Below are 24,526 nucleotides of genomic sequence, written 5' to 3'. Positions count from 1 at the left end.
CGTGTTCAGTTACCGTCACGCCTTCCACGCCGGCAACCACGCCGACGTGCTCAAGCACGCCATCCTGGTCCACACGCTGGATTACTTCAACAAAAAGGACGCCCCCTATTGGGTCGTCGACACCCACGCGGGCGCCGGGCTCTACAGCCTGGACAGCGACTGGGCATCCAAGACCTCGGAATTCGCGGATGGCATCGGCCGCCTCTGGGAAGCCGAAGACCTGCCGCCGCTGCTGGCGGAGTACGTGGCCCGCATCCGTGGCTACAACACCAACGGCCGCCTGAAGCGCTACCCCGGTTCGCCCTGGCTGGCGCTGGACGCCATGCGTCCTTCGGACCGTCTGCGCCTGTTCGAAATGCACCCCACCGAGATCGACACGCTGGTCTCCAACCTGGAACACCAGGGCCGCGCCGCGCTGCGGCAGACCACGATCTACGGCGACGACGGCTTCGAGGGCGTCAAGGCGCTGCTGCCGCCGCCTACGCGCCGCGGCATGGTGCTGATCGACCCCTCCTACGAAGACAAGAACGACTACCGCCGCACGCTCATCACCGTCAAGGAATGCATCAAGCGTTTCGCCACCGGCACCATCGCCGTCTGGTATCCGCTGGTGCAGCGCCGCGAGGCCAGCGAAATGGCGCGCCATTTCGAGAACCTCAAGGTCAAGAGCTGGCTGCACGCCACCCTCACGGTCAAGAAGGCAACCATCGACGGCTACGGCCTGCATGGCAGCGGCATGTTCCTGATCAATCCGCCCTGGACGCTGCACGATGCCTTGAAGCCCGCCATGCCTTATCTGGCGCGCACGCTCGGGCAAGACGAGCGGGCGGGGTTCACGCTGCAATACCGCGAGAACCCCTTCCCCGTTCCCAAGAAGCAATCGGACGAATAAGTCTTGCCGGCGGCAAGTGTCTGACACCCTTACGGCATCCGTACTTCTCGTGTCTGACACCCTTACGGCATGCCGCTACAGGCGGAGACGGACTTGTCGGCTGTCAGACACTGGCTCGCGGGTGTCAGACACCCGCGCGGCGCCGGGGCAACATGACGTACTTCTCGTAGGGGTGTCAGACACTGAGTCAGGCCCCCGCCGGATACAAGTGTCTGACACCCTTACGGCATGCCGCTACAGGCGGAGACGGTCTAGCCGGGTGTCAGACACTGGCTCGCGGGTGTCAGACACCCGCGCGGCGCCGGGGCAACATGACGTACTTCTCGTAGGGGTGTCAGACACTGAGTCTGGCTCCCCGCCGGATACAAGTGTCTGACACCCTTACGGCATGCCGCCACAGGCGGAGACGGTCTAGCCGGGTGTCAGACACTGGCTCGCGGGTGTCAGACACCCGCGCGGCGCCGGGGCAACATGATGTGCTTCTCGTAGGGGTGTCAGACACTGAGTCTGGCTCCCCGCCGGATACAAGTGTCTGACACCCTTACGGTATGCCGCTACAGGCGGAGACGATCTAGCCGGGTGTCAGACACTGGCTCGCAGGTGCAGACACCCGCGCGGCGCCGGGGCAACATGATGTGCCTCTCGTAGGGGTGTCAGGCACTGAGTCTGGCTCCCCGCCGGATCACACCAGTTCGCTTTCAGGCTCTTCGCGACGCAGCGCCTCTTGCGCCCTGGCCAGCCTGGCCGCGGCGTCGCGCAGCGCGGTGCGCAGGCCCTCTTCGATCACGGGGTGATAGAACGGCATTTCCAGCATGCGCGCCACGGTCAGCTCCTGCTGTACCGCCCACGCCAGCAGGTGGCCGATGTGCTCGGCGCTCGGGCCGACCATTTCCGCGCCCAGGAAGCGCCCCGTCTCGATGTCCGCGTAAACATGCAGCATGCCGCGGTTCTTCAGCATGACCCGCGAACGCCCCTGGTCGCTGAAATCCACCTCTCCGGTCACGAAGGTGCCCGGGATCAGCCGTCCGTGGCCGGCGCCGGCCAGCGCGATCTGCGGGTCCGAGAACACCACGGCCAGGGGCGCACGGCGCAGGCCCCGGCGCACTTCCGGATAGCGAGCCGCGTTCTCGCCGGCGATGCGGCCTTCGTCGGCCGCCTCGTGCAGCAGCGGCGCGTCCGCATTGGCGTCACCCGCGATGAAGATCGGCGAATCGCCGGCCTGCATGGTTTCGCGGTCGAACACGGGCACACCCTGCGCGTTCAGCGCCAGCGAGGTGTTCTCCAGCCCCAGCCCGTCCACGTTGGCGCGGCGGCCCGTGGCGACCAGCGCGTAATCGAAGCGCTCGGTGCGTTCGCTGTTATCCAGCGTCACGTAGCGCACTTCCACTTCGTCGCCCACGCGGGCGGTTTCCAGCACACGGGCATCCGGGTCCAGATAGAACTCGCGCTGGAATATTTTGCGCGCGGTCTGGCGGACCTGCGGATCGCTGATGCCGCCCAGGCTGCCGCTGACGCCGAACACGCGCACGTCCACGCCCAGCCGCGCCAGCGCCTGGCCCAGCTCCAGGCCGATGACGCCGGGGCCGAACACCGCCACGCGGCGCGGCAGGTCATTCCATTCGAACACATCGTCGTTCACCACCAGCCGGTCGCCCAGCGCGCGGAACGGCGGCGGCACCGAGGGACGCGACCCCGTCGCGATGACAATACGCGCGGCATGCACCTCGGTATGCTCGTCGACGCGCAGCACCGTGTCGGACACGAAGCGGGCATGGCCGCGCAGCTTGTCCTCGGCCGGAATGTTCTCGACACCCTCCAGCACGAAGCCCACGAAACGGTCGCGCTCCCGCTTGACCCGGTCCATGACCTCGACGCCGTCCACGGTGATGTCTCCGCCGACATGCACGCCGAACGCGTCCGTATGCGCGGCGCCATGGGCAGCCTCGGCAGCGGCGATCAGCAGTTTGGACGGCATGCAGCCCACGCGGGCGCAAGTCGTGCCATAAGGGCCGCCTTCGATCATCAGCGCGCGCTTGCCCGCGGCCTTCGCGGCGCGATAGGCGGCCAGGCCGGCGGTGCCGGCGCCGATGATGGCGATATCGGTGTGCAGAGTCTTCATGTCTTGGTATCTCCCGGTGTGGCGTGGAGCAGGATTGGCAAGGCGCATTCCGCCTTGTTGCGCACCCTCCGGACGAACGCCGTCCCGCGGCGCCTTCAGGGGCCGCGCAAAGATGCGGAACAAGGGAAACTCGCGGGGTTGCCCGCGCCGGACCGCCTGAGCGGCCCGGCCGGCAGGCAGGGGCTGGCGCCCCTGCCCTGTCAGGCGCTTAGGCGAAGTGCGCCTTCAGATCTTCCAGGCCGCCGATCAGCGAGCCGTTGATGAACACCTGCGGGGCGGTGCCCTTGCCGGACACGGCGCCGATCACGCGGCCGCGGACCTTGTTTTCCAGCGGGATCTCGATCGGGGCATAGCCCTTGCCTTCCAGCAGCGCCTTGGCTTCGACGCAGAACGGGCAGCCCGGTTTGGAGAACACGACGACCTGGTCAGGCTTCTTCGCCGACGGGGCGAAGTAGGCCAGCATGGTGTCGGCGTCCGACACTTCGAACGGATCGCCTTCCTTTTCCGGCTCGATGAACATCTTCTGGACGACGCCGTCCTTGACCAGCATCGAATAGCGCCAGCTGCGCTTGCCGAAGCCCAGGTCGCGCTTGTCGACCAGCATGCCCATGCCTTCGGTGAACTCGCCGTTGCCGTCAGGCAGCAGCGTGATGTTGGCGGACTCCTGGTCCTTTGCCCATTCGTTCATGACGAAGGTGTCGTTCACCGACACGCACACGATGCTGTCCACGCCGGCTTCGAAGAAAGCGGGCGCCAGTTCGTTGTAGCGCGGCAGGTGAGTCGACGAGCAGGTCGGCGTGAAGGCGCCGGGGAGCGAGAAGACCACGACGGTCTTGTTCTTGAACAGGTCGTCCGAGGTGACCTGCTTCCAGGTGTTGTCCTGGCGGACGGGGAACGTTACGTTCGGAACACGTTGGCCTTCGCGGTTTTGCAGCATTCAATCTCTCCTTGGGTAGCGGGGTTTCGTTCAACCACCATGGAAAGAATGATAAATCCTGGCTATCAATTAATCAAATTTAATAATTTAAATTGATTGATAGCTTTAATCAATGATAAAAAATAAACCGCCAGACGCGAACTATCATAGCGCGGCTGGCGGCCAGGGAGATTACACGCGCGCGGGTTGGTACCCGGCCTCGCGGATCGCGGCCTCGATCTTGTCGGCTTCGCCAGCGCCCGCCACGGTCACGCGGTGCGACGGCAGGTCCACGGTCACGGTCGCGCCGGGCGCGGCCTGGTTCACCGCGCCGGTAATCGTCTTGACGCAATGGCCGCAGGTCATGTCAGGCACTTGGAACTCGATGCTCATGTCTATCTCCAAAGGGATTCAAGGTTGGCGGACAGTGTTTCATCCATCGTGAATACAGCTTAAACCTTCCAACAATGTCAAGGTCAAGCGTAGAATCGAGGTATTGGAACGAAAGGAGTCGCGCGATGAATATCGGCCAGGCAGCGAAAAGCTCGGGCATTTCTGCCAAGATGATCCGCTATTACGAAAGCATCGGCCTGATCGGGCCGGCCGTGCGCACGGATTCCGGCTATCGGGTCTACAGCGACCATGACCTGCACACGCTGCGCTTCGTGCGCCGGGCGCGGGATCTGGGCTTCTCGGTGGAACAGATGAACGAACTGCTGGCGCTCTGGAAAGACCGCAGCCGGGCCAGCGCCGACGTCAAGCGCATCGCGCTGGAACACGTGCAGGAATTGGAGCGCAAGGCCGAGGCGCTGCGCGACATGGCCGCCACGCTCAAGCACCTTGCACATCATTGCCACGGCGACGACAGGCCGGACTGCCCTATTCTCGAGGGCCTGGAGCGGGCGCACTGATGCGCCGCCCCAGCGGCCCGGCGCATTAACCCGGGACCGGCGCCCCGGCCGCGGCGACGGCAGCTTGCGCCTCGGCCGCCTCAGCCGCCGCTGCCAGCTTGGCGGCTTCGGCTGCTGCGGCGTCGGCGGCGGCCTTTGCGGCGCGTTCGCGGGCGCGTTCCTTCACCACCTGGACGCCCTCGGCGTCCAGCGATTCGAATACCGCGATGGATTCCACGTGGCCCGTGTGCGGGAACATGTTGATCACGCCCGCGCTCTTGAGCACGTAACCGCCTTCATGCACGAGGATGGCCGCGTCGCGCGCCAGCGTGGCCGGATTACAGGACACGTAGACGATACGGCGAGGACGCTCCTGCGGTTCGAGCTGCGACAGCGCCTGCGCCACGGCCTGCGCGCCTTCGCGCGGCGGATCGATCAGCATGCGGTCGAAATAGCCCAGGCCGCGCAGCCAGTCCACGTCTACTTCGAATAGGTTCAAGGTCGCGAAGCTGGTGCTGCCGCCCAGGCCGTGGCGCGACGCGGCGTCAAGGGCACGGTCGGTCAGCGCCTTGCTGCCCTCCACGCCCACCGCCTCGCGGGCCTGCGTGGCCAGGGGCAGCGTGAAATTGCCCAGGCCGCAGAACAGGTCGGCCACGCGGTCGGTGGGCTGCACTTCCAGCAGTTGCAGGGCCCGCGACACCATGGCGCGGTTGATGGAGTGATTGACCTGCGTGAAGTCCGTGGGCCGGTACGGCATGCGCAGGCCGAACTGCGGCATGGTGTAGGCCAGCGTGTCGTCGTGCTCGCGTTCGAGCGGGTGCACGGTGTCGGGCCCCTTCGCCTGCAGCCACCACTGCACATTGTGCTTGGCGGCGAAGGCGCGCAGGATGGCGATGTCGCCGTCGGTCAGCGGCAGCAGGTGGCGCAGGACCAGCGCGGTCACGCCCTCTCCCAGCGACACCTCGATCTGCGGCAGGCGGTCGGGCGCCGACATGGAAGCGATCATCGCGCGCAGCGGCAGCAGCAGGTCGCTGACGTGGCGGGGCAGCACGTGGCATTCGCGCATGTCGGCCACATAGCTGCTCTTGCGTTCATGGAAGCCGACCAGCACGCCGCCCTTCTTCGGCACGACGCGCACGGACAGCCGGGCGCGGTAGCGGTAGCCCCAGGTCGGGCCTTGCAGGGGAGCCAGGATGCGCGCGGGACGCAGCTTGCCGACGTGCCAGAACGTGTCTTCCAGCGAACGCTGCTTGATGGCGACCTGCGTGCTGGGCTCCAGGTGCTGCATGGCACAGCCGCCGCAGACGCCGAAGTGCGGGCAGCGCGGCACCACGCGCTGCGAGGACGGCCGCAGCACCTCGTCCACGCGTGCGATCTCATACGAAGGCTTGCGGCGCACCGTGACCGTCGAGACCCGCTCGCCCGGCAAGGCGCCTTCCACGAATACGACTTTCCCGTCGCGGCGGGCGATACCCCTGGCTTCCAGGTCCAGGGATTCGATATTCAAAACGTCAGACATCTCACGCAGTCCAGAATTACACGCAACCCATTATTGTAAAAGGACTGCGGCCGATCCCGGAAATGGCCTTTGGGCCGCCCAGGCCGGCTGCCTGGGCGGCATGCGCCGTGCGGCTGAAATGCAGGGTTTCCGCCGCCGCGATGAACTGCCGCAGCAGGCGGTTTTCCATCATTGGCATGCCCCAGGCATCGGTGTCAGAAAGAGCGCGACACGGAGAACACCGCGCCCAGGCGCCCCGAAGGATGGCCGTATTTGGTAGGCAGCCAGTTGTCCTTCGTGGCCCCCACGGCGGCCAGGCCCAGGATCCAGCCCTTCAGGTCCTTGGTCACGCCGACCTTGTAATCGACGTAATGGCCAATCGAGTCGCCTTCCATATTGGTCTGGTTCTTGAGCTTCTGGTAGCCCAGGTGGCCGACGAGACCCCAGCCGTCGCCCAGGTCGAAGTTGGCCGTGCCGTCCAGGTACCAGGTGCCCTTGCTGTCGGGCGTGCTGAAGAAATCGCTGGGTGTGTAGGAGTACTTGAGGCTGTAGCTGCCGTACGAGGCGCCCAGGTAGAGATCGGTGTTGTTGTAGTTGCCGCCCTTCGGGGAGTTCGAACCCGGGTAGTAGTAGTGCAGCACGCCCGCGTCCAGCGAGAAGCCGCCGCCGACGTCACCCTTCCAGCCGCCGTAGAAATCCATTTCCAGGTTGCCGTCGGTGAACACGAAGCTGGAAACGTTCGAGTTCCAGTTGCCCAGGTAGAAGCCGGAACTGTGGGTCAGGTCGAAGCCCAGTTGCACGGCGGGCCGGAAGTCGGTCTGCGAATAGCCGCGGAAGCGATAGTCGCTGGCGATGGTGGCGTTGCCGCTGAGCGAAAAGCCGCCTCCCAGGTCGGTGGGTTCGGCCAGCGCCGGCGCGGCGAAGCAAACGGCAAGCACAAGGGGCAAGGCGGACAGCGTCTTCTTCATGGTGCGGAGTCCTGATCGGATTTAACGGGAGGTGGATGGCGTTGGCGCGCATCCATCAGACCGGCGTTACGGCGTCGTGACCGGTTCCCTATCCCTAAAGCAATGTCTGTGCCAACTGGCGGGCCGCGCGCGGCAACTCCCCAAAGAGGCGGCCCAAGCTGCTCGGCGCACCAGGATCGTGCAAACCCGGGCCGCCGAGGCGCGCCGCGTGCGTCAAGATGGGGAGCGCGCGCCTGGCAGCAAAAGACCCCGGTACACGCAAGCGTGTCCGGGGTCTGGCGGGCATGGCGGCCTTGCGGCCGGCCCAGGGTTTACTTGGCGGCGGGTGCGGCGGACGGCGCCGCTTCGGCCGGGCCCCTGCCCTTGCCGTGGCGTGCTTCCATCTTGGCCATGCGGTCCTGCCGCTTGGCTTCGCGGTCCTTGAGCATCTGGGTCACCTGGCCGCGCTGGGTGTCGTTCAGGCTGTCCCAGACCGCCAGCCATTGGTCGCGGACCTGCTTGGCTTGCGTGCCGAAGGCGTCGCGCGACGTTTCGGACTGAGCGATCAGCGCGCGCGGATCCAGCTTGCCGCTGTCCAGTTGCGCCTTCAGCAGGTCGTGGCGCTTGCCGCCGGAAGCGCGCATGGCTTCATGCAGGCTGCGCTGGCCGTCCTGCGCGGTCTTGAACAAGGCTTGCTGCTTGTCGTCCAGCTTCAGTTCGGCGACCTGCGCCTTGGACACGGGACCCAGGCCCGGGACGAACAGGCCGTCGCGCATGCCTTTGTGAAAGCCGCCGCCATGATGGCGTTCGTGCATCGCGGCGGGGCCGCCGTCGGCCGGGGTAGGAGCAGCCATAACGGTGCCGGCCACCAGGCCACCCGTAGCGGCGACAAGAGCAAGAGCGGCCAAGTTGGAGCGGATAGCGAATCGGGACATGAAGGTCTCCTGTAAGTGAAGAAAGCGAGACCATTGTGCGATCGGGCCGGTTTCATCCGGGTTTCGTCCGCGCAAGCCATGTTTCAGTCGATTGCGTGCGGCCAGGACGTGAAAACGGGGCCGCGCGGGCCCCGTCGTTATTGCTTCCTGGCTTGGCGGGAACGCCCTGCGTTCACTCGGCGTCCCAGGCCGCCATATATTCCTTCCAGTGCGGCGCGTCGCTGGCGGTGAGCGTATCGCGCACCAGCGCGATTTCTGCCTCGTAGGCCGTGCGGTCGAGTTCGCCGCGCAGGAAGCGGAAGCGGCAATACACCAGCCAGGTGTTGACCACGTCCGTTTCGCAATAGGCCCGCACTTCGTCGGCGCGGCCCTGGCTCCAGGCTTCCCATACCTTGCTGCCGTCCATGCCCAGCTTGCCGGGAAAGCCGCAAAGCTTGGCCAGTTCGTCCAGCGGCGCGTTGGCGCGGCCGTTGTACTTGGCCAGCAGGTCCATCAGGTCCAGGTGGCGCGAATGGTAGCGCGAGATGTAGTTGTTGAACTTGAAATCGCGGTCTTCTTCGCCCATGTCCCAGTAGCGCGGCGCGGGCACTCCCTGGATCAGGCTGCGGTAATGCAGCACCGGCAGGTCGAATCCCGAACCATTCCAGCTCACGAGCTTGGGTGTGTAGCGTTCGATGGTCTTGAAGAAGCCCGCCAGCAAGGCGGCTTCGGGATCATCGGGCTGGCCCAGCGTCTTGACGCGAAAGCCCTGGTCGTCGCGGAATACGCAACCCACCACCGCGACCTTGTGCAGGTGCAGCGGCAGGAAATCGTGCCCGACGGCCTCGCGGCGCGCCGTCAGCGCGCGCTCGACCACTTCCTGGTCGGAAACCTCGGGGCCCCAGCCGTTGAGCTTGCGCAGCCCGTCGGCATCGGGGATGGTTTCCAGGTCGAATACCAGGGTCGGGGTCATTTGGCGGGCAGGTATTGCATCGGGTCCACCGGCGTGCCCTGGCGGCGGATTTCGAAGTGCAGGCGCGGCGAGGTGGTGTCGCTTTGGCCCAGTTCGGCGATCTTGGCGCCGCGCTTGACCGTCTGGCCCGTCTTCACCAGCACCGCGCGGTTATGCGCGTAAGCGGTGATGAAACCGTTCTGGTGTTCGACGATGATCAGGTTGCCCAGGCCGCGGACGCCGTTGCCGCTGTACTTGACGAGCCCGTCGGCGGCGGCGGTGATCGGATCACCCAGCGCGCCGGCGATGTCGATGCCCTTGCTGCTGGAGTTGAAGCCCTGCACGATCTGGCCATTCGCCGGCCAGGCCCAATTGATGACGCCGGCGTCCGCCGCGCGCGTGGCGGGTTTGGTCTCGACCGGCGCGGGCGCCGGGGTCGCCGTGGTTTCAGGCGGCGGCGTGGTGGTATCGGGCTGGTCCAGCGGACGCGGCTGCGGCTTGGCGCCGCCCACCGGCGCAGTTTGCGCGCCGCCGGCGCTGCCGGACATCTTCAGCACCTGGCCGACGGAGATCTGGTTGGGATCGCTGAGGTTGTTCCAGCGCTTGACGTTTTCGACATCCACATTGTTGGCGCGGGCGATCTTGTAGAGCGTGTCGCCCGGCTTGACCACATAGGTGCCGCCGGGCGCGACCGGCGACGCGGATTGCCCGCCGGTCATGTCGACCACCGGGGCACGAGTACCTTTCGATGCGCAGCCCGCCAAAATGGCCAGGCTGAGCGCCCCCGCGATGAAGAGCGGGCGGCGCAGGCGCGTCGACGACGCGCCCAGAGTGATATCGGTCAGTTGCAACTGCCCGTTGAGCATACGTTTCTCCTGTTTGCTCAAGATTGTATTCCGGCCCGTAGCGGCACAAAGCGCACGGCCTCTAATTCATTGCGTTTCCAGCTGGCCGCGCCTGTGCGTTCGATCAGAACCAGGCGCTGGTTGGCGCCCCCTTCAGGAGCGATCAGGCGGCCACCCGGCGCAAGCTGCGAGAGCAGAGCCTGCGGGATGGCGAGGCCAGCGGCAGCCACAACGATAGCATCGAACGGCGCCACGCCGGGCAGGCCCAGCATGCCGTCGCCATAGATGAGTCGGATCCTCGTGGTGAGCTTCAAGGCGCGCAGATGTTCGCGCGCGAGTTCGTACAGCCCGCGGATGCGTTCGATGGTGTGCACCTCGCGCACGAACTGCGCCAGCACGGCGGCCTGGTACCCGCAACCCGCGCCGACTTCCAGCACGCGGGTGGGCGCGCGGTCCTCGCACACCGCGGCGATCATGCGCGCCACCACCCAAGGCTGGGAGATGGTTTGCGAATGGCCGATGGGCAGCGCGGCGTCTTCATAGGCGCGGCTTGCCAGCGCCTCGTCCACGAACAGGTGGCGAGGCACCGCGCCCATGGCGGCAAGCACCCGCTCGTCGCTGATGCCCTGCGCGCGCAGGCGCTCTACCATGGCCTGGCGCAGGCGGTCGGAGTTCAGCCCCAGGTTGCCGCCGGAGGCAGGCGCCGGGGCCTGGGCCTGGCGCGGCAGCGTGGCCGCCGAGATCCGGGTGTTGCTGTTCGCGGGCGTGACGCCCGGGCTGAGCCGGCCCGAGTCATAGCGGACCGGGCCGCTGCGTCCCGGCACGGCCTGCGACACATCCGGTTGGCTTACGCGTCTACGCATAGCGGCTCCGCCCAGGTACGGATCTCGTCGAGCTGGCTGTGCTGGGTGAGATCCAGCCGCAGCGGCGTGACGGACACCGTTCCTTGTTCGACGGCATGGAAGTCCGTGCCCGGGGCGGCGTCGGCCGCCATGCCCACGGGACCGATCCAGTACACCGTATCGCCATAAGGGGTGGTGGTGCGTACCACCGGCTGCGACGGATGGCGCTTGCCCAAGCGCGTGACCGTGAAACCATGGAGGTCTTCGAAGCGGCGGCTGGGGATGTTGACGTTGAGCAGCACCGGCGCGGCCAGGGGCTGGGCCAGATGGCGCTCCACGACCAGGCGCGCGGCGCGGGCCGCGGAGTCGATGTGCGCCCAGCCTTTCTCGGCCAGGGAGAACGCAATGGCGGGGATACCGAACAGGTAGCCTTCGCTGGCGGCGGCCACGGTGCCCGAATAGAGCGTGTCGTCCCCCATGTTGGCGCCGTTGTTGATGCCCGAGACGACCAGGTCCGGGCGTGTATCCATGAGCCCGGTGAGGGCCACGTGGACGCAGTCGGAGGGCGTGCCGTTGACGGCGATGAAGCCGTTGGCAGCGGTACGCACCGACAAGGGGCGGTTCAACGTCAGGGAGTTGGAGGCGCCGCTGTGGTTGGTCTCGGGCGCGACGACGGTGAGATCGCCCAGCCCTTGCAGCGCCTCTACTAGCGCTTCGAGCCCAGGGGCCGAATAACCATCATCGTTCGAAACCAGAATTCGCATTGTGCATCCGAAAGAAAATATGACACGGGTGGACGTGTCGGATTGTACCGTCCGCAGCCCCCGTCCGGATGACAGGGCCGCGACCCTGCCACGCCGCCACGCTCGATAACCCGTAGCCGGCCCCGGCGCGGGGCGCGGTAGAATCCGCAGCCATTACGACAATAACGGATTCCCTTTCCATGGCGATAACCGCACCCTCCCTGGCGTTCAATGTTGCGCTCATCCTGCTGGCCTACCTAATCGGCTCCGTGCCCTTCGCCGTGGTGGTCAGCAAGGTTATGGGCCTGCAGGACCCCCGCAGCTACGGCTCCAAGAACCCGGGCGCCACCAACGTGCTGCGCACGGGCAACAAGACAGCCGCGGCGCTGACGTTGCTGGGCGATGCGGCCAAGGGATGGTTCGCGATCTGGCTGGCCGAAAAAATCGCCCCCGGCATCCCCGCCGGAGCGCTGGCGGCAGTGGCGCTGGCCGCTTTCCTGGGCCATTTGTACCCCGTTTTCCTGGGGTTCAAGGGCGGCAAGGGCGTGGCCACGGCGCTGGGCGTGCTGGTGGCGATCCAGCCGTGGCTGGCTGTCGCCACGGCGGCCACCTGGCTGATTATCGCCGTCTTTTTCCGGTATTCGTCCCTGGCCTCGCTCGTGGCGGCCTTCTTCGCCCCGGTGTACTACGTGTTCGGCTCCGGGCTGGCCTGGTTCGCCCAGCCCGCCATGGGGGTGGCGCTGGCCATCATCGGGGTTCTGTTGTTCTACCGCCACCGGGCCAATATCACGCGCCTGCTCCAGGGCACGGAAAGCCGGATCGGCGGCGGCAAAAAGCAATAAACCGGGGCGCGCAGCCCCGCAAGCGGATTCGAAGGGCGGCCTGGGCCGCCCTTTTCCCTGGCGCCGGGCCGGTCCGCGGCACAGGCCCATCCCTGGCGATCTCAGGCGATTTCCGCCAGATCCCAGCGCGGCTTGACCGTAAAACTGTGGGCGTCCGCGTCCAGGGTGGCCAGGCCTGCCTTGACCCGCTCGGCGGCCGCGAAGGCGATCATGGCGCCGTTGTCGGTACACAACGCCAGCGGCGGAAAATAGGCGCGCGCCTTCAGCGGCTTGAGCGCCGCGTCCAGCTTGGCGCGCAGCAGCTGATTGGCGCCCACGCCCCCGGCCACCACCAAGCGCTTCAGGCCGGTTTGTTTCAGCGCGCGGATCGCCTTGGCCGCCAGCACCTCCACAATGGCGGCCTGCGTGGCCGCCGCCAGGTCGGCGCGGCCCTGTTCGTCCAGGCCTCCGGCCGCCTCGGCGGCCTTGACCCGGGTCAGGACGGCCGTTTTCAGGCCGCTGAAGCTGAAATCCAGGTCGCCGCTGTGCAGCATCGGGCGCGGCAGGTCGAAGCGCGCCGCGTCCCCGCTGCCGGCCAGCTTGGCCAGCGCCGGGCCGCCGGGGTAGCCCAGGCCCATCAGCTTGGCGGACTTGTCGAAGGCCTCGCCCGCCGCGTCATCCAGCGTTTCGCCCAGCAATTCGTACTGCCCCACTCCGTCCACGCGCATCAGCTGCGTATGGCCGCCGGACACCAGCAGCGCCACGAAGGGGAAGTCCGGCCGCGGGTCCGCCAGCATCGGCGACAGCAGATGCCCTTCCAGGTGGTGGATACCGATGGCCGGCAGGTGGCGCGCCCAGGCGAACGACTGCGCGACGCTGGCGCCCACCAGCAAGGCGCCTGCCAGACCGGGGCCGGCCGTGTAGGCGACCGCGCCGATATCGGACATCTGCAGGCCCGCCTCGTCCAGGACCTGGCGGGTAAGCGGCACGACGCGGCGGATATGGTCGCGCGAGGCGAGTTCCGGCACCACGCCCCCGTATTCCTGGTGCATGGCGATCTGGGTGTGCAACGCGTGCGCGAGCAGACCCCGTTCAGTACAGACGGCTGCAACGCCGGTTTCGTCGCAGGAGCTTTCAAAGCCGAGAATAATCATGGCGGCAGAGTTTACAACTGATGCGAAAATAGCAACCCGCTAGCCTGCAAACATACTGGGGACTCGAATGCTGGAGAAGCTATTCAAGCTGCGTGAACACGGCACCACCGCGCGTACGGAACTCGTGGCCGGCCTGACGACATTCCTGACGATGTCGTACATCATTTTCGTCAATCCGGACATTCTGTCGTCGACGGGCATGGATCGCAACGCCGTGTTCGTCGCCACCTGCCTGGCCGCCGCGCTGGGTTCGCTGGTGATGGCGCTGATCGCCAACTGGCCCATCGGGATGGCGCCGGGCATGGGCCTGAACGCCTTCTTCGCGTTCACCGTCGTCAAGACCATGGGCTACACCTGGGAGCAGGCGCTGGGCGCCGTGTTCATTTCGGGCGTGATCTTCCTGATCCTGACGGTCTCCGGAATCCGGGTGTGGCTGGTCAAGGGCATACCGCATTCGCTGCGCAGCGCCATCGCCGCGGGCATCGGGCTGTTCCTTGCCATTATCGCGCTATCCAATGCCGGCATCGTCGTCGCCCACCCGGCCACCAAGGTTACCTTGGGCAACCTGACCGAACCCGGTCCGCTGTTCGCCATCCTGGGCTTTTTCATCATTGCGGCGCTGGACGCGCTGCGCGTGCGCGGCGCGATCCTGATCGGCATTATCGTCGTCACCCTGCTGTCCATGGCGCTGGGCTACAACGAGTTCAAAGGCATCTTCGCCGCGCCGCCCAGCCTGGCGCCCACGCTGTTCAAGCTGGACATCCTGGGCGCCCTGCACAGCGGCTTCGTGCACGTGATCCTGGTGTTCGTGCTGGTCGAAGTCTTCGACGCCACGGGCACACTGGTGGGCGTGGCCCGGCGCGCCGGCCTGATGCCGGAGAACCGCCCCAACCGCCTGGGCCGCGCGCTGTTCGCCGACAGCACCGCCATCGTGGCCGGCTCGATGCTGGGCACCAGCAGCACCACGGCCTACGTGGAAAGCGCTTCCGGCGTGCAGGCCGGCGGCCGCACCGGCATGACCGCCCTGGTCGTGGCGCTGCTGTTCCTGGCTGCGCTGTTCATCTCCCCGCTGGCGAGCGCCGTGCCCGCCTACGCTACCGCGCCCGCCCTGCTCTACGTGGCCGGCCTGATGATGCGCGAACTGATCGACATCGACTGGAACGACGTCTGCGAGGCGACGCCGGCTGCGCTGACCGCGCTCGTCATGCCCTTCACGTATTCGATCGCCAACGGGATCGCCTTCGGCTTCATCAGCTATGTGGTGCTGAAGACCGCAACCGGCAAGATCCGCGACGTGCATCCCGCCACCTGGCTGGTCGCCGCGCTGTTCGTGATCCGCTATGCCTTCTTTCCTGGATAAGGCCTGATCATCCCCTGGGGCTCTTTCCGGCCATGCGCCGGAAACGCCCTGGAGCCGCGCGCCAGCCAATCGCGGGGATAGGCAAATTCAATCAACCCGCCAGCGCATAAGGTTGCTGGCGGTCCCGGTTGATTTCGCCGATAAACTCCCCATGTATCACGGTATATGGAGTCCGCCTTGCGCCTTACCCGCTTTATCCCCGCCCTGTCCTGTCCCGCCGCGAGCACGGAGGTTTCCGCATGAGCAGCCTGGCCCGCATTCCCTTTTCCGTCCTGGACCTGGCCCCGATCGTGCAGGGCCGCGACGCGGCCGACGCCTTCCGCAACACGGTCGCGGTGGCGCAGCACGTCGAGCGCCTGGGATACAAGCGCTTCTGGCTGGCCGAACACCACAACATCAACGGCGTGGCCAGCAGCGCTACCGCCGTCCTGATCGGGCATGTCGCCGCCCATACCCGCAGCCTGCGCGTGGGCTCCGGCGGCGTCATGCTGCCCAACCACGCGCCGCTGATCATCGCCGAGCAGTTCGGCACCCTTGAAACCCTGTACCCGGGCCGCATCGACCTGGGCCTGGGCCGCGCGCCCGGCAGCGACGGCGCCACGCAGCACGCCTTGCGCCGCGGTCCCCGCAGCGGGCTGGAGTTTCCGGCCCTGGTCGAGGAATTGCGCGGTTTCCTGGCGCCTTCGCGCCCCGGGCAGCCGGTGCGCGCCATCCCCGGCGAAGGGCTGGACATTCCGATCTGGCTGCTGGGATCCAGCGATTTCAGCGCCCGGCTGGCGGCCGAACTGGGCCTGCCGTTCTCGTTCGCCGGGCACTTCTCGCCCGAAGGCATGGCGGCGATGCGCCTGTACCGCCATCTGTTCAAGCCGTCCGCGACGCTGTCCCGCCCCTACGCCATGATCGGCGTTCCGGTCGTCGCGGCGGAATCCGACGAAGCGGCCCGGCGCCAGGCCACCACCCAGCAGCTGAAATTCCTGTCGCTGGTCCGGGGCAACCGCCTGCAATTGCAGCCGCCCGTGGACAGCATGGACGGCCTATGGAACGAATGGGAGCGCGAAGCGGTCAATCAAAGACTGGGCGCCGCCATCGTCGGCGGCCCGGAAACCGTCCGGCGCGAGCTTGAGGCGCTGGTTGCCGAAACCGAAGCCGACGAAGTGATGATCGTCTCGGATTTCTACGACATTGCCGACCGCCTGCGCTCCTTCGAGATCGTCGCTTCGCTGAAGAACGGCGCCGCGGCCTGAGCGCCGCCAACCATTGCGACGCAACGGCCACCCGCTCTACTATGGGCCAAAGAACGCAAAACGCCGTAGCGTCGCCGATCAGACACCGCTATTTCGCCGCTCGCGCGGCAAGGATTCAAAATGAGTACCGTTGAACTCACCAAAGACAGCTTCCAAGACGCCATCACGCCCGACGGCACCCTGATCGTCGATTTCTGGGCGCCCTGGTGCGGCCCGTGCCGCGGCTTCGCGCCGGTCTTCGAACAGGCCGCCGCCGAGCACCCCGACGTCACGTTCGCCAAGGTGAATACCGACGTCGAGCAGGAACTGGCCGGCGCGCTGGGCATCCGCTCGATCCCGACGCTGATGGTCTTCCGCGAAAAAGTCCTGCTGTTCTCGCAGCCCGGCGCCTTGTCGGCCGGCCAGCTGAACGAACTGCTCACCAAGATCAAGGAAGTCGACATGGAGCAGGTCCACAAGGAAATCGCCGCCGCCCAGAACGGCCAGGACGCGTAAGCGGCAACCGGCCCGAAGACCCGCGCGCCGCCGCCCGCCTACGACTCCTGCTCCCAGGCGGCGCGGCCGCGCGTAATGTTGGCCACGGTCATCGCCAGCTCGGCGACCGCCACGCGCGGCACGGTAAAGCGCAGCGCCGCCCCTTCCCCGTTGAAATCTTCCTGCAGGATGGCGGCGCCCGCCTGCGCCAGGCGCGACTTCAGCAGCGGCAATTCCGCGAAGCCGCAAGTGCAGGAGATGGTCGCGAGATCCACGATCTCGGTCCGGTCCCCCAGCCGCAGGCAATTCGCCGCGCAGCCTCCATAGGCCCGCACCAGCCCCCCTGCTCCGAGCTTCACGCCGCCGAACCAGCGCACCACCAGCACGGCCACCCGGTCCATGTCCTGCCCTTCGATGGCCTGCAAGATGGGGCGGCCCGCCGTGCCCCCGGGCTCGCCGTCGTCGTTGAAGCGGTATTCCTGCCCGATGCGGTAGGCCCAGCAGTTGTGGGTGGCCTCGGGATCGCTGTGCTCGGCGAAGAAGCGCATGGCTTCTTCCACCGTCGACACCGGCGTCGCGTATGCGGCAAAGCGGCTTTTCTTGATGTCTTCCTGGTAGGAACAGGGAGCGGTCAACGTGTGCGTCATGCCCGGCATTGTAAGAGCAGGCACAGGCCCGTAAGGCCCTAGCCGTGGCAGTCGGGGACTTCCTGGTCCAGGTAGACGTCGAAGGCCACGTCGCGCGCCCATTTGGCCGCCATGGCCTTCCAGGCGCCCGCCTGGTCCCAGGCACGCATTTCCTGGCCCAGCCAGCCGCGGCTGGCTGCGTCGTCCGCGGGCAGCAGCCATACCCGTTCGCGCGTGGCGCCGTCGGCGGCCAGCGTGGACGAAAACTTCTTCCATTCCGGAAAGCGCATCAGCGGCCCCCAGACGGCGTCATCCACCAGCCCGATATCGCAGTTGCCTTCGCGCACCGCGACCAGGGCATCGGACGGCACGCGGTAGGTGCGCACGACGGCGCCCCAGTTCTCGGCCAGGGCCTTGGACGCGGTCGCGGCCTCGGCCATGCAAACGCTGCGGCCGCGCGCATCGGCCGGCTGGCGCAGGCGCGTATCGCTGCGGATGACGGCCTTGGGACGGAAGGCATAGCCGGTGGGTTGAGCGGCAACCGATGCCGGCTGGCTGGCCGCGCCGTCGGCCAGCGCGAGGTCCACCTCGCCCGCCGCCAGCGCGGCCGCGGCCTGCTGCGGCGGCAGCTGCCGCAGGCGGACCGGCAGGCCCAGGCGCTGCCCCAGCTTGTCGGCCATGGCGGCATCCAGGCCGTCCGGCGTGCGTATCTTGGCGCCGGCTTCAGGCGGCGGCGCGAGGTACGGCACGCCCACCACCAGCTCTCCGCGCGCGCGCGCCGCCGCGAACGGCTCGGCCTGCGCCTGCGCGGCGGCTGCCGCCAGGCAGGCGCCGAGAGCCAGGAAGCGTAGAGGGCGGATCATGCGGAACTCCGTTGCGCTCAGACGTACTGGTAGCGCAGCAGGCGGTGCTTGAGGTTCTCAAGCACGAACTGGTCGATCAGCGCCGCCAGCACCGCGATGACGAGGATGTTGGTCATGACGCCGGTCATGTCGGCGATTTCGCCCGAATAGGCCAGCGAGCGGCCCAGGCCCTTGCCGAAGCCGATCAGCATTTCCGCCGAAATCAGCGCGCGCCAGGCATTGCCGAACGCCAGCTGCGCGCCCGTGATGAGCTCGGGCATGACGGCCGGCAGGTAGACGCGCTTGACCAGGCCCCAGGGCGTAGCGCCCATGACGCGCGCCGCCGACACGTGCACGCGCTGCACGGATTCGGTGGCGTTCATCACGCTGAGCGCGGCCGGGAAGAACGCGGACAGCGCCACCACCACGATGATCGGCGTATTGCCGAAGCCCATCACGATCAGGAACAGCGGCACCCAGGCGATCGACGGGATCGATTGCAGGATGACGATGGCGCTGCGCAGGACTTCGCGGAAGAAGAACAGCACGGCCGCCACCAGCCCGAAGCCGATGCCGGCGGCCAGCGCCAGCCCGTAGCCCGCGCCCAGCCGCCCGAGCGTGCCGAGCAGGCTTTGGTGGAAGGACTGCTTGCCCAGGTCCTCGAACAGGCGCTCGACCACGGACGGCACGCCCGGCATGAGGAAGTCCGGCAGCGCGAACGACGCCAGCTGCCACAACGCCAGGATGAACATTACGCCCAGCACACCCGCAAGATGCTTGCGGGCGCCGGTGACTCGGGTAGAGGCGCTCAAAGCTTGCGAGCCTCTTGCCAGGACAGGTCGATGATGCTGGAAACGTCGTACGGCTTGCCGTCACGCGTCTTCAGCGAACCCTGGGCCTGCAGGATGTCGGCGATCTCCTGCATGCGGCGGGTGTCCTTGTCGGTGAGCTTCGGCGTGAAGACCTGCGTGCCGATGGCTTCCGCGATGACCGTTTCGCGCGGCAGTTCGCCGCGCGTCAGCGTCTTGAGCGTGGGTTCCGCGATGAAGTAGGAAGCGATCAGCTTGGAAGCCTGCGCGGGTTCCTTCTGCAGCAGGCCGATGGCCTGGTTCTGCGCGTCCAGCGCCTTCCAGACGTCGTCCTTGCGCTTGGCCAGCGTTTCGCCCGAGGTGATCACGACCATGCAGGGGAACGGCCAGGCCTGGCCCACTTCATAGATCTGCTTGACCGGCGCGACCAGCTGCGCGATGCGGTCGTAGGGTTCGAACAGGAACGCCGCGTCCACGCGCTTGCCCACCAGCGATTGCACCGCCACGGCCGGGCTCACGCCCATGACGTTGACGTCGTCGGCGCCGAGATTGCCCTGCTTGAGCACCACGCCCTTCAGCACCACGTCGGCCGTGCTGCCTTCGGCCTGCGAGGCCAGCGTCTTGCCCTTCAGGCCGGCGATGTCCTTGATGCCCGAGTCGTCGCGCACGATCAGCGAGTGATAGCCCTGCTGCGCGCCGCCCACCACCTTCAGGTCGGCGCCCTTGGAGGCCCAGGCCACGGCATTGGTGAAACCCAGCACGCCGATGTCCAGCTGGCCGCCGACGATGGCCTTGATCAGGTCGGTGCCCGACTTGAATTCGATCAGTTCGGAGTCCAGGCCGGCCTTTTTGTAGTAGCCGCCTTCCTGGGCGACGATGGCCTGCGCGTCGTCCATCACGCGCAGATAGCCGATGCGGAATTTCTCGGCGGCCATCGCGGGGGCCGCTGCCAGCAGCGCCGCAGCCAGCGGCAGGGACAGCCATTGCTTCAGTTTCATGAGAGGAGCTCCAGGGGAATCAGGGATCGGCGGCGCGAACGCGCCGCCTGGAATAATCGGGTCAGGCCGTCAGGCGGCCAGCGCCAGGTCGGCGTGCGCGCCCGCCCCGTCCACCGCGATGCCGAGCAGGCGCAGGATCTCGCGCTTCTCGTCGGCCAGGCCGGACAGGTCGTGGGTCTTTTCGTGGTGTGCCAGGTTGAACTCGCGCAGCACGCGCGCGGGACGCGGGCTGAAGACGATGATGCGGTCCGCCAGGAACAGGGCCTCGTCCACGTCGTGGGTCACGAGCAGCACGGTGGGCTTTTCCTGGGCGATCAGCTGGCGCAATACGTCTTGCAGGCTCAGCCGGGTCAGCGCGTCCAGCGCGCCGAAGGGTTCGTCCATGAGCAGCGTTTGCGGCTGCGCGATGAACGCCCGGGCCAGCGCGGCGCGCTGCCGCATGCCGCCGGAGACCTGGTGGGGGTAATAGTGCTCGAACCCGGCCAGGCTGACGCGCGCCAGCCACTGGCGGGCGGCCTCGCGGGCGCGGCTCTTGGGCGCCTTCTGGAATTCCAGCGCCAGCGCCACGTTGTCCAGCAGCGTCAGCCAGGGATACAGCGCGTGCTCCTGGAACACCAGCGTGCGGCTGGGATGCGGGCCGGACACCGCGCGGCCGTCGGCCAGGACGCTGCCCTGCGTGGGTTTTTCCAGGCCCGCGGCCAGATGCAGCAAGGTGGATTTGCCGCAGCCCGACGGGCCGACCAGGGCGACCAGTTCGCCGGTCTTGATTTCGTTGGCAAAGCCGTCCACGACGGGCAGTTCGCCGAAATGTTTATGGACGTGGTCGAAGGTAAGGTTCATGGAACGAATCGTGGCCCGGGTGGAAACGAGCCTCAAATCTAACAATTCGTTATATGAATCCAAACGATCAATATCGCATGTCTTAAGAGCTTTTCGTAATAAAGATCATGCCCTGGACGGCGCCGCGGCCTCGCGCACGGCATGGCGCTGCAGGCCGAACGCGATCCGGAACCCGGCCAGCACCGCCATGGCCGCCGCCAGGAAGATGGCCGGATAACCGAAGCCGCCCGATATATAGCCCGCGATCGGGCCGGTGATGCCCAGCGCCAGGTCCAGGAAGGCGGAATACGCGCCCAGCGCAGCGCCGCGGCTGCCCGCGGGCACGCGCGCCACGGCTTCCACGCCGATCGCCGGGAACACCAGGGCGAAGCCGCAGCCGGTCAGTGCCGCCCCCAGCAAGGCCGCGCCCGGGTTGGGCGCCAGCCACAGCAGCAACAGGCCGGCCGCCTCCACCAGGAAGGACACCTGCGCCACGCGGAAGCCGCCGAAACGCGTGATGGTGCCCGCGAACAGCAGGCGCACGCCGATGAAGGCGCAACCGAAGGCGCTCAGCGCGTGGGCCGCCCCGTCCCAGGACGCGCTGGCGTAGTACAGGGCCACGAACGCCGCCAGCGTGCCGAAGCCCACGGAGCCCAGGCCCAGCGCCATACCGTGCGGAAACACCCGCAGCACCACGCTCTTGAACGCCATGCGGTGCCCGCCCACGATGGCGACCGCCGCCCGCGACATCGCCAGCCCCAGGCCGGCCAGCCCCAGCAGCAGCACGGCGCCGCCGAGCGCGCCCATGCTCCATTCCTTTTCCAGGTACACGCCCAGCGGCGCGCCCAGCGCCAGGCCGCCGTAGGTGCAGATGCCGTTCCACGAAATCACGCGCGCGGTGTGCAGCGGGCCGACGCGGGCGATGGCCCACGTCGCCGAGCCCGTGCCCACCCAGCTCTCGCCGAAGCCCAGCGCCAGCCGGCTGGCGATGATCGTGGCCAGGCTGAGCCAGGCGCTGCGCTCAAAGGCGTAGGCCAGCAGCAGGAACACCCCGCTGGCCGCACAGGCCGCCATGCCGATCACCACGGTCTGCTTCGGGCCCACCGTGTCCGCCATGCGGCCCGCGTGGGAGCGGCTGAGCAAGGTGGCGGCGTACTGCACGCTGATCGCCAGGCCGGCCAGCACCGACCCGTAACCGAGCTGGTCATGGACGTAGCCGGGCAGCACGGCCAGCGGCAGGCCGATGGCCAGATAGCAGACAAAGGTGAAAAAGGCGATGGAAACGATGCGGAACGTCAGCGTGAACGTGCTGATCTGCGCGCCGTCGGGCGCGGTATGCGGTGTGCGGGACATGGGGGGACTGAAAAGATGCCTGGCCGAAGTGGCACCAGGGTTTACCCGGATGATAGCGCACGCCGATTGGCAAACCGCTGAACGGCCGCGCTTTCCGGCCGGCAATACACCAATCGAATCGATACCGCGCAAAACGATATTGGACGCTCTATCGCCCGGTCATTAAGGTGGTCTCAAGACATAACGGGGTCCACCCCGATCGGAGCGACATGGAACGAGACAACAGCGGCGCCGCGCAAACGCCTGGCGCCCTTTCCCATCTGAAAATCCTGGACCTGACCCGCGTGCTGGCCGGCCCCTGGGCGACGCAGACGCTGGCCGACATGGGCGCCGACGTCATCAAGGTCGAGCGGCCGAAGGAAGGCGACGACACCCGGGGCTGGGGCCCTCCCTTCCTGACCGGCGCGGACGGCGCCGAAACCCGGGACTCTTCCTATTTCCTCAGCGCCAACCGAGGCAAGCGCTCAATCACCGTCGACCTGGCCACACCGGAAGGCCAGGCGCTCATCGTCGAGCTGGCCCGGGATTCCGACGTGCTGGTCGAGAACTACAAGGTCGGCACGCTGGCGCGCTACGGGCTGGACTACGACAGCCTGCGGGAGGTCAATCCGCGCCTGATCTACTGCTCGATCACCGGCTTCGGCCAGGACGGCCCCTACGCGCCCCTGCCCGGGTATGACTTCGTTTTCCAGGGCATGGGCGGCCTGATGAGCATCACCGGCGACCCCGCCGGCGAACCGATGAAATCGGGGATCGCGATCACGGACCTGCTGACAGGCGTATACACCAGCACGGCCATCCTGGCCGCGGTCGAGCACCGCCGCGTAAGCGGCGTAGGGCAGTACATCGACATGTCGCTGCTGGACTGCGTGGTCACCATCTCTTCCTACCAGGCGATCAATTACTTCCTTTCCGGCCGCGTGCCGCAGCGTATGGGCAACGCCCATTCGAACATGGTTCCCTACCAGGTGTTCGGTTGCAAGGAAGGCGAAGTCATCGTCGCGGTGGGCAACGACGCCCAGTTCCGCGCCTTTTGCGGGGCGATCGGCCGGCCGGACCTGGCCACCGATGAGCGCTACGCCACGGCGGGACGGCGCAACCGGAACCGCGAGACGCTGATCCCCCCGATCGCCGAGGCCATGCTGGCGCGCTCCATGGGCGAATGGGTGCAGGCCCTGCAGGCGGTCAACGTCCCCTGCGGCCCTATCTACAACATGGAACAGGTATTCCAGGACCCGCACGTGCGCCACCGCGGCATGCAGCTGTCGCTGCCGCATGCCGCAGGCGTCGACACGCCGTCCGTGGCAAATCCCATCCGGATGCGCGACACGCCGCTGCGTTATGAGCGGGCCGCGCCCACGCTGGGGCAGCACACGGACGCGGTGCTGCGCGAGCGGCTGGCGCTCAGCGACGAGCGCATCGCGGAGCTGAAGGCCAAAGGCATCGTCTGACCCCTGCCGCCTTCGCGGCGGCCATAACAAGCACTCAAGGAGACAACACCATGCGCATTCTGACCGCGGCGGCCTGCGCCGCCCTGGCCCTTGTGGCCCTCGACGCCCCCACCGTCCACGCCCAGGACGCTCCCATCCGCTTCGTCGTCCCCTACCCGCCCGGCGGCGCCGCCGACCAGATCGCCCGGCTGGTGGCGCAGGAAATGAGCAAGAACGGCGGCCCCACGATCATCGTCGACAACAAGCCCGGCGCCGCGGGCATGATCGCCGCGGACCACGTGGCCCGCGCCAAGCCCGACGGCAAAACGTTCTTCGTCGGCTCCAACGCCCCCCTGGTGGTGAACCAGGCCCTGTACGCCAAGATGACCTATGACCCGGCGAAGGACTTCGTCCCGGTCTCGGGCATGGCCAAGTCGCCGCTCCTGCTGGTGGTCCGCCAGGACCTGCCGGCTCAGGACGTGAAAGCGCTGATCGCGCTGGGCAAGCAGTCTCCCGGCAAGCTGACCATGGGTTCGGCCGGCACCGGCAACATCACCTACCTGGCCGGCGAGTATGCCGTCAGCAAGCTGGGCTTCCAGGTCACGCACGTGCCCTATCAAGGCAGCGCGCCGGCCATCGTCGGCCTGATGGGCAGCAACACGGACATGATGTTCGACGCCCTGCCGTCGAGCATGGCGCAGGCGCAGGCCGGCAAGATCCGCCCTTTCGCCGTGCTCGACGACAAGCGCTTCGCCGGCCTGCCCAACGTACCCACCGCCGCCGAACTGGGCTACCCCGGCATCGACGCCAGCGCCTGGTTCGGGCTGGTGGCGCCCGCCGGCACGCCGGCCGCCGCCGTCGAACAGATGAACCAGGGCGTCAACAAGGCCCTGGCGCAACCCGAGCTGCAACAAAAGCTCACCAACATCGGCGCGGTGCCCATGCCCGGCGACGCCAGCGTGTTCGCCGCCTTCGTGCAGGCCGAACGGGACCGCTGGCTGCCGGTTGCCCGCGACCTCGGCCTGAAGGCGCAATAAG

General features: G+C 67.2%; 26 protein-coding genes. 8 read left to right on the top strand and 18 right to left on the bottom strand.

Annotated elements, in window-relative coordinates; genetic code table 11:
- Nucleotide 1: 1 nt before the first annotated feature.
- Nucleotides 2–892 carry a 23S rRNA (adenine(2030)-N(6))-methyltransferase RlmJ gene (locus AGI3411_RS14940; protein WP_129528150.1) on the top strand — a complete coding sequence of 297 codons (891 nt, stop codon included), beginning with the start codon at nucleotides 2–4 and terminating at the stop codon, nucleotides 890–892.
- Nucleotides 893–1,574: 682 nt separating this feature from the next.
- Here the strand turns inward: AGI3411_RS14940 and AGI3411_RS14935 are convergent.
- The 3 genes from AGI3411_RS14935 to AGI3411_RS14925 form a co-directional block, all read right to left on the bottom strand.
- Nucleotides 1,575–3,011 carry a dihydrolipoyl dehydrogenase gene (locus AGI3411_RS14935; RefSeq protein WP_129528149.1) on the bottom strand — a complete coding sequence of 479 codons (1,437 nt, stop codon included), beginning with the start codon at nucleotides 3,009–3,011 and terminating at the stop codon, nucleotides 1,575–1,577.
- A gap of 208 nt (nucleotides 3,012–3,219) precedes the next feature.
- On the bottom strand, nucleotides 3,220–3,948 hold the full coding sequence (locus AGI3411_RS14930) for a glutathione peroxidase (RefSeq protein ID WP_129528148.1): 729 nt from the start codon (nucleotides 3,946–3,948) through the stop codon (nucleotides 3,220–3,222).
- Nucleotides 3,949–4,119: 171 nt separating this feature from the next.
- Complete coding sequence (locus AGI3411_RS14925; protein ID WP_129528147.1) at nucleotides 4,120–4,320, bottom strand: heavy-metal-associated domain-containing protein; 201 nt, start codon at nucleotides 4,318–4,320, stop codon at nucleotides 4,120–4,122.
- 125 nt (nucleotides 4,321–4,445) lie between these two features.
- Between AGI3411_RS14925 and cueR the strand changes: the two genes are divergently transcribed.
- Nucleotides 4,446–4,838 carry a Cu(I)-responsive transcriptional regulator gene (cueR, locus tag AGI3411_RS14920; protein WP_129528146.1) on the top strand — a complete coding sequence of 131 codons (393 nt, stop codon included), beginning with the start codon at nucleotides 4,446–4,448 and terminating at the stop codon, nucleotides 4,836–4,838.
- 25 nt (nucleotides 4,839–4,863) lie between these two features.
- Here the strand turns inward: cueR and rlmD are convergent, their stop codons facing one another.
- From rlmD to surE, 8 genes are all read right to left on the bottom strand, one after another.
- Nucleotides 4,864–6,336 carry a 23S rRNA (uracil(1939)-C(5))-methyltransferase RlmD gene (gene rlmD / locus AGI3411_RS14915; RefSeq protein WP_129528145.1) on the bottom strand — a complete coding sequence of 491 codons (1,473 nt, stop codon included), beginning with the start codon at nucleotides 6,334–6,336 and terminating at the stop codon, nucleotides 4,864–4,866.
- A gap of 16 nt (nucleotides 6,337–6,352) precedes the next feature.
- The gene (locus AGI3411_RS30120; protein WP_165359181.1) at nucleotides 6,353–6,508 is read right to left on the bottom strand and encodes a hypothetical protein; all 156 of its coding nucleotides are present in this window, start codon (nucleotides 6,506–6,508) and stop codon (nucleotides 6,353–6,355) included.
- A 22-nt stretch (nucleotides 6,509–6,530) separates the two neighbouring features.
- Nucleotides 6,531–7,283, bottom strand: a complete 753-nt coding sequence (locus AGI3411_RS14910; RefSeq protein WP_129528144.1) for a TorF family putative porin — start codon at nucleotides 7,281–7,283, stop codon at nucleotides 6,531–6,533.
- Nucleotides 7,284–7,594: 311 nt separating this feature from the next.
- The gene (locus tag AGI3411_RS14905; RefSeq protein WP_129528143.1) at nucleotides 7,595–8,197 is read right to left on the bottom strand and encodes a hypothetical protein; all 603 of its coding nucleotides are present in this window, start codon (nucleotides 8,195–8,197) and stop codon (nucleotides 7,595–7,597) included.
- Nucleotides 8,198–8,369: 172 nt separating this feature from the next.
- Complete coding sequence (locus tag AGI3411_RS14900) at nucleotides 8,370–9,149, bottom strand: 3'-5' exonuclease (RefSeq protein WP_129528142.1); 780 nt, start codon at nucleotides 9,147–9,149, stop codon at nucleotides 8,370–8,372.
- Nucleotides 9,146–9,994 (bottom strand): peptidoglycan DD-metalloendopeptidase family protein, encoded by an 849-nt coding sequence (locus AGI3411_RS14895; protein WP_129528141.1) that lies wholly within the window; start codon nucleotides 9,992–9,994, stop codon nucleotides 9,146–9,148. Before AGI3411_RS14895 ends, AGI3411_RS14900 begins: the two co-directional genes overlap by 4 nt.
- A gap of 17 nt (nucleotides 9,995–10,011) precedes the next feature.
- Nucleotides 10,012–10,836, bottom strand: coding sequence for a protein-L-isoaspartate(D-aspartate) O-methyltransferase (locus tag AGI3411_RS14890; protein WP_165359180.1), 825 nt, complete (start codon nucleotides 10,834–10,836; stop codon nucleotides 10,012–10,014).
- Nucleotides 10,821–11,579, bottom strand: coding sequence for a 5'/3'-nucleotidase SurE (surE, locus tag AGI3411_RS14885; protein WP_129528140.1), 759 nt, complete (start codon nucleotides 11,577–11,579; stop codon nucleotides 10,821–10,823). Before surE ends, AGI3411_RS14890 begins: the two co-directional genes overlap by 16 nt.
- Before the next feature lie 179 nt (nucleotides 11,580–11,758).
- On the opposite strand from surE, the gene plsY reads away from it, so the two are divergent.
- On the top strand, nucleotides 11,759–12,400 hold the full coding sequence (plsY, locus tag AGI3411_RS14880; RefSeq protein ID WP_129528139.1) for a glycerol-3-phosphate 1-O-acyltransferase PlsY: 642 nt from the start codon (nucleotides 11,759–11,761) through the stop codon (nucleotides 12,398–12,400).
- Nucleotides 12,401–12,501: 101 nt separating this feature from the next.
- On the opposite strand, the gene tsaD is transcribed toward plsY, so the two are convergent.
- On the bottom strand, nucleotides 12,502–13,533 hold the full coding sequence (gene tsaD, locus AGI3411_RS14875) for a tRNA (adenosine(37)-N6)-threonylcarbamoyltransferase complex transferase subunit TsaD (protein WP_129528138.1): 1,032 nt from the start codon (nucleotides 13,531–13,533) through the stop codon (nucleotides 12,502–12,504).
- Between the two features lie 67 nt (nucleotides 13,534–13,600).
- Here tsaD and AGI3411_RS14870 point away from each other — a divergent pair, with 67 nt between their 5' ends.
- From AGI3411_RS14870 to AGI3411_RS14860, 3 genes are all read left to right on the top strand, one after another.
- On the top strand, nucleotides 13,601–14,893 hold the full coding sequence (locus AGI3411_RS14870) for an NCS2 family permease (protein WP_129528137.1): 1,293 nt from the start codon (nucleotides 13,601–13,603) through the stop codon (nucleotides 14,891–14,893).
- A gap of 239 nt (nucleotides 14,894–15,132) precedes the next feature.
- Entirely contained in the window at nucleotides 15,133–16,137 is a 1,005-nt protein-coding gene (locus AGI3411_RS14865; protein WP_129528136.1) for an LLM class flavin-dependent oxidoreductase, read from the top strand.
- Between the two features lie 120 nt (nucleotides 16,138–16,257).
- Nucleotides 16,258–16,632 carry a thioredoxin family protein gene (locus AGI3411_RS14860; RefSeq protein WP_062682555.1) on the top strand — a complete coding sequence of 125 codons (375 nt, stop codon included), beginning with the start codon at nucleotides 16,258–16,260 and terminating at the stop codon, nucleotides 16,630–16,632.
- 38 nt (nucleotides 16,633–16,670) lie between these two features.
- Here the strand turns inward: AGI3411_RS14860 and AGI3411_RS14855 are convergent, their stop codons facing one another.
- The 6 genes from AGI3411_RS14855 to AGI3411_RS14830 all read right to left on the bottom strand — a co-directional run bounded on the left by AGI3411_RS14855 (nucleotide 16,671) and on the right by AGI3411_RS14830 (nucleotide 22,058).
- Nucleotides 16,671–17,258, bottom strand: a complete 588-nt coding sequence (locus tag AGI3411_RS14855; RefSeq protein ID WP_129528135.1) for an IMPACT family protein — start codon at nucleotides 17,256–17,258, stop codon at nucleotides 16,671–16,673.
- A 38-nt stretch (nucleotides 17,259–17,296) separates the two neighbouring features.
- Nucleotides 17,297–18,100, bottom strand: coding sequence for a transporter substrate-binding domain-containing protein (locus AGI3411_RS14850; RefSeq protein ID WP_129528134.1), 804 nt, complete (start codon nucleotides 18,098–18,100; stop codon nucleotides 17,297–17,299).
- 17 nt (nucleotides 18,101–18,117) lie between these two features.
- The gene (locus AGI3411_RS14845) at nucleotides 18,118–18,891 is read right to left on the bottom strand and encodes an ABC transporter permease (RefSeq protein ID WP_129528133.1); all 774 of its coding nucleotides are present in this window, start codon (nucleotides 18,889–18,891) and stop codon (nucleotides 18,118–18,120) included.
- On the bottom strand, nucleotides 18,888–19,886 hold the full coding sequence (locus AGI3411_RS14840; RefSeq protein WP_129528132.1) for an ABC transporter substrate-binding protein: 999 nt from the start codon (nucleotides 19,884–19,886) through the stop codon (nucleotides 18,888–18,890). Before AGI3411_RS14840 ends, AGI3411_RS14845 begins: the two co-directional genes overlap by 4 nt.
- Before the next feature lie 69 nt (nucleotides 19,887–19,955).
- Nucleotides 19,956–20,726, bottom strand: a complete 771-nt coding sequence (locus AGI3411_RS14835) for an ABC transporter ATP-binding protein (RefSeq protein WP_129528131.1) — start codon at nucleotides 20,724–20,726, stop codon at nucleotides 19,956–19,958.
- A gap of 105 nt (nucleotides 20,727–20,831) precedes the next feature.
- Nucleotides 20,832–22,058 carry an MFS transporter gene (locus tag AGI3411_RS14830; RefSeq protein ID WP_129528130.1) on the bottom strand — a complete coding sequence of 409 codons (1,227 nt, stop codon included), beginning with the start codon at nucleotides 22,056–22,058 and terminating at the stop codon, nucleotides 20,832–20,834.
- Nucleotides 22,059–22,267: 209 nt separating this feature from the next.
- Here AGI3411_RS14830 and AGI3411_RS14825 point away from each other — a divergent pair, with 209 nt between their 5' ends.
- Nucleotides 22,268–23,509, top strand: coding sequence for a CaiB/BaiF CoA transferase family protein (locus AGI3411_RS14825; RefSeq protein ID WP_129528129.1), 1,242 nt, complete (start codon nucleotides 22,268–22,270; stop codon nucleotides 23,507–23,509).
- A 50-nt stretch (nucleotides 23,510–23,559) separates the two neighbouring features.
- A complete protein-coding gene (locus AGI3411_RS14820) occupies nucleotides 23,560–24,525 on the top strand; it encodes a Bug family tripartite tricarboxylate transporter substrate binding protein (protein WP_129528128.1) in 966 nt (321 codons plus the stop codon).
- Nucleotide 24,526: the final 1 nt, after the last annotated feature.

Origin of the sequence: Achromobacter agilis, assembly GCF_900496965.1 — a bacterium.
In the GTDB taxonomy this organism is placed as follows: domain Bacteria; phylum Pseudomonadota; class Gammaproteobacteria; order Burkholderiales; family Burkholderiaceae_B; genus Achromobacter; species Achromobacter agilis.
This window is presented reverse-complemented; position numbering and strand designations above follow the sequence as displayed.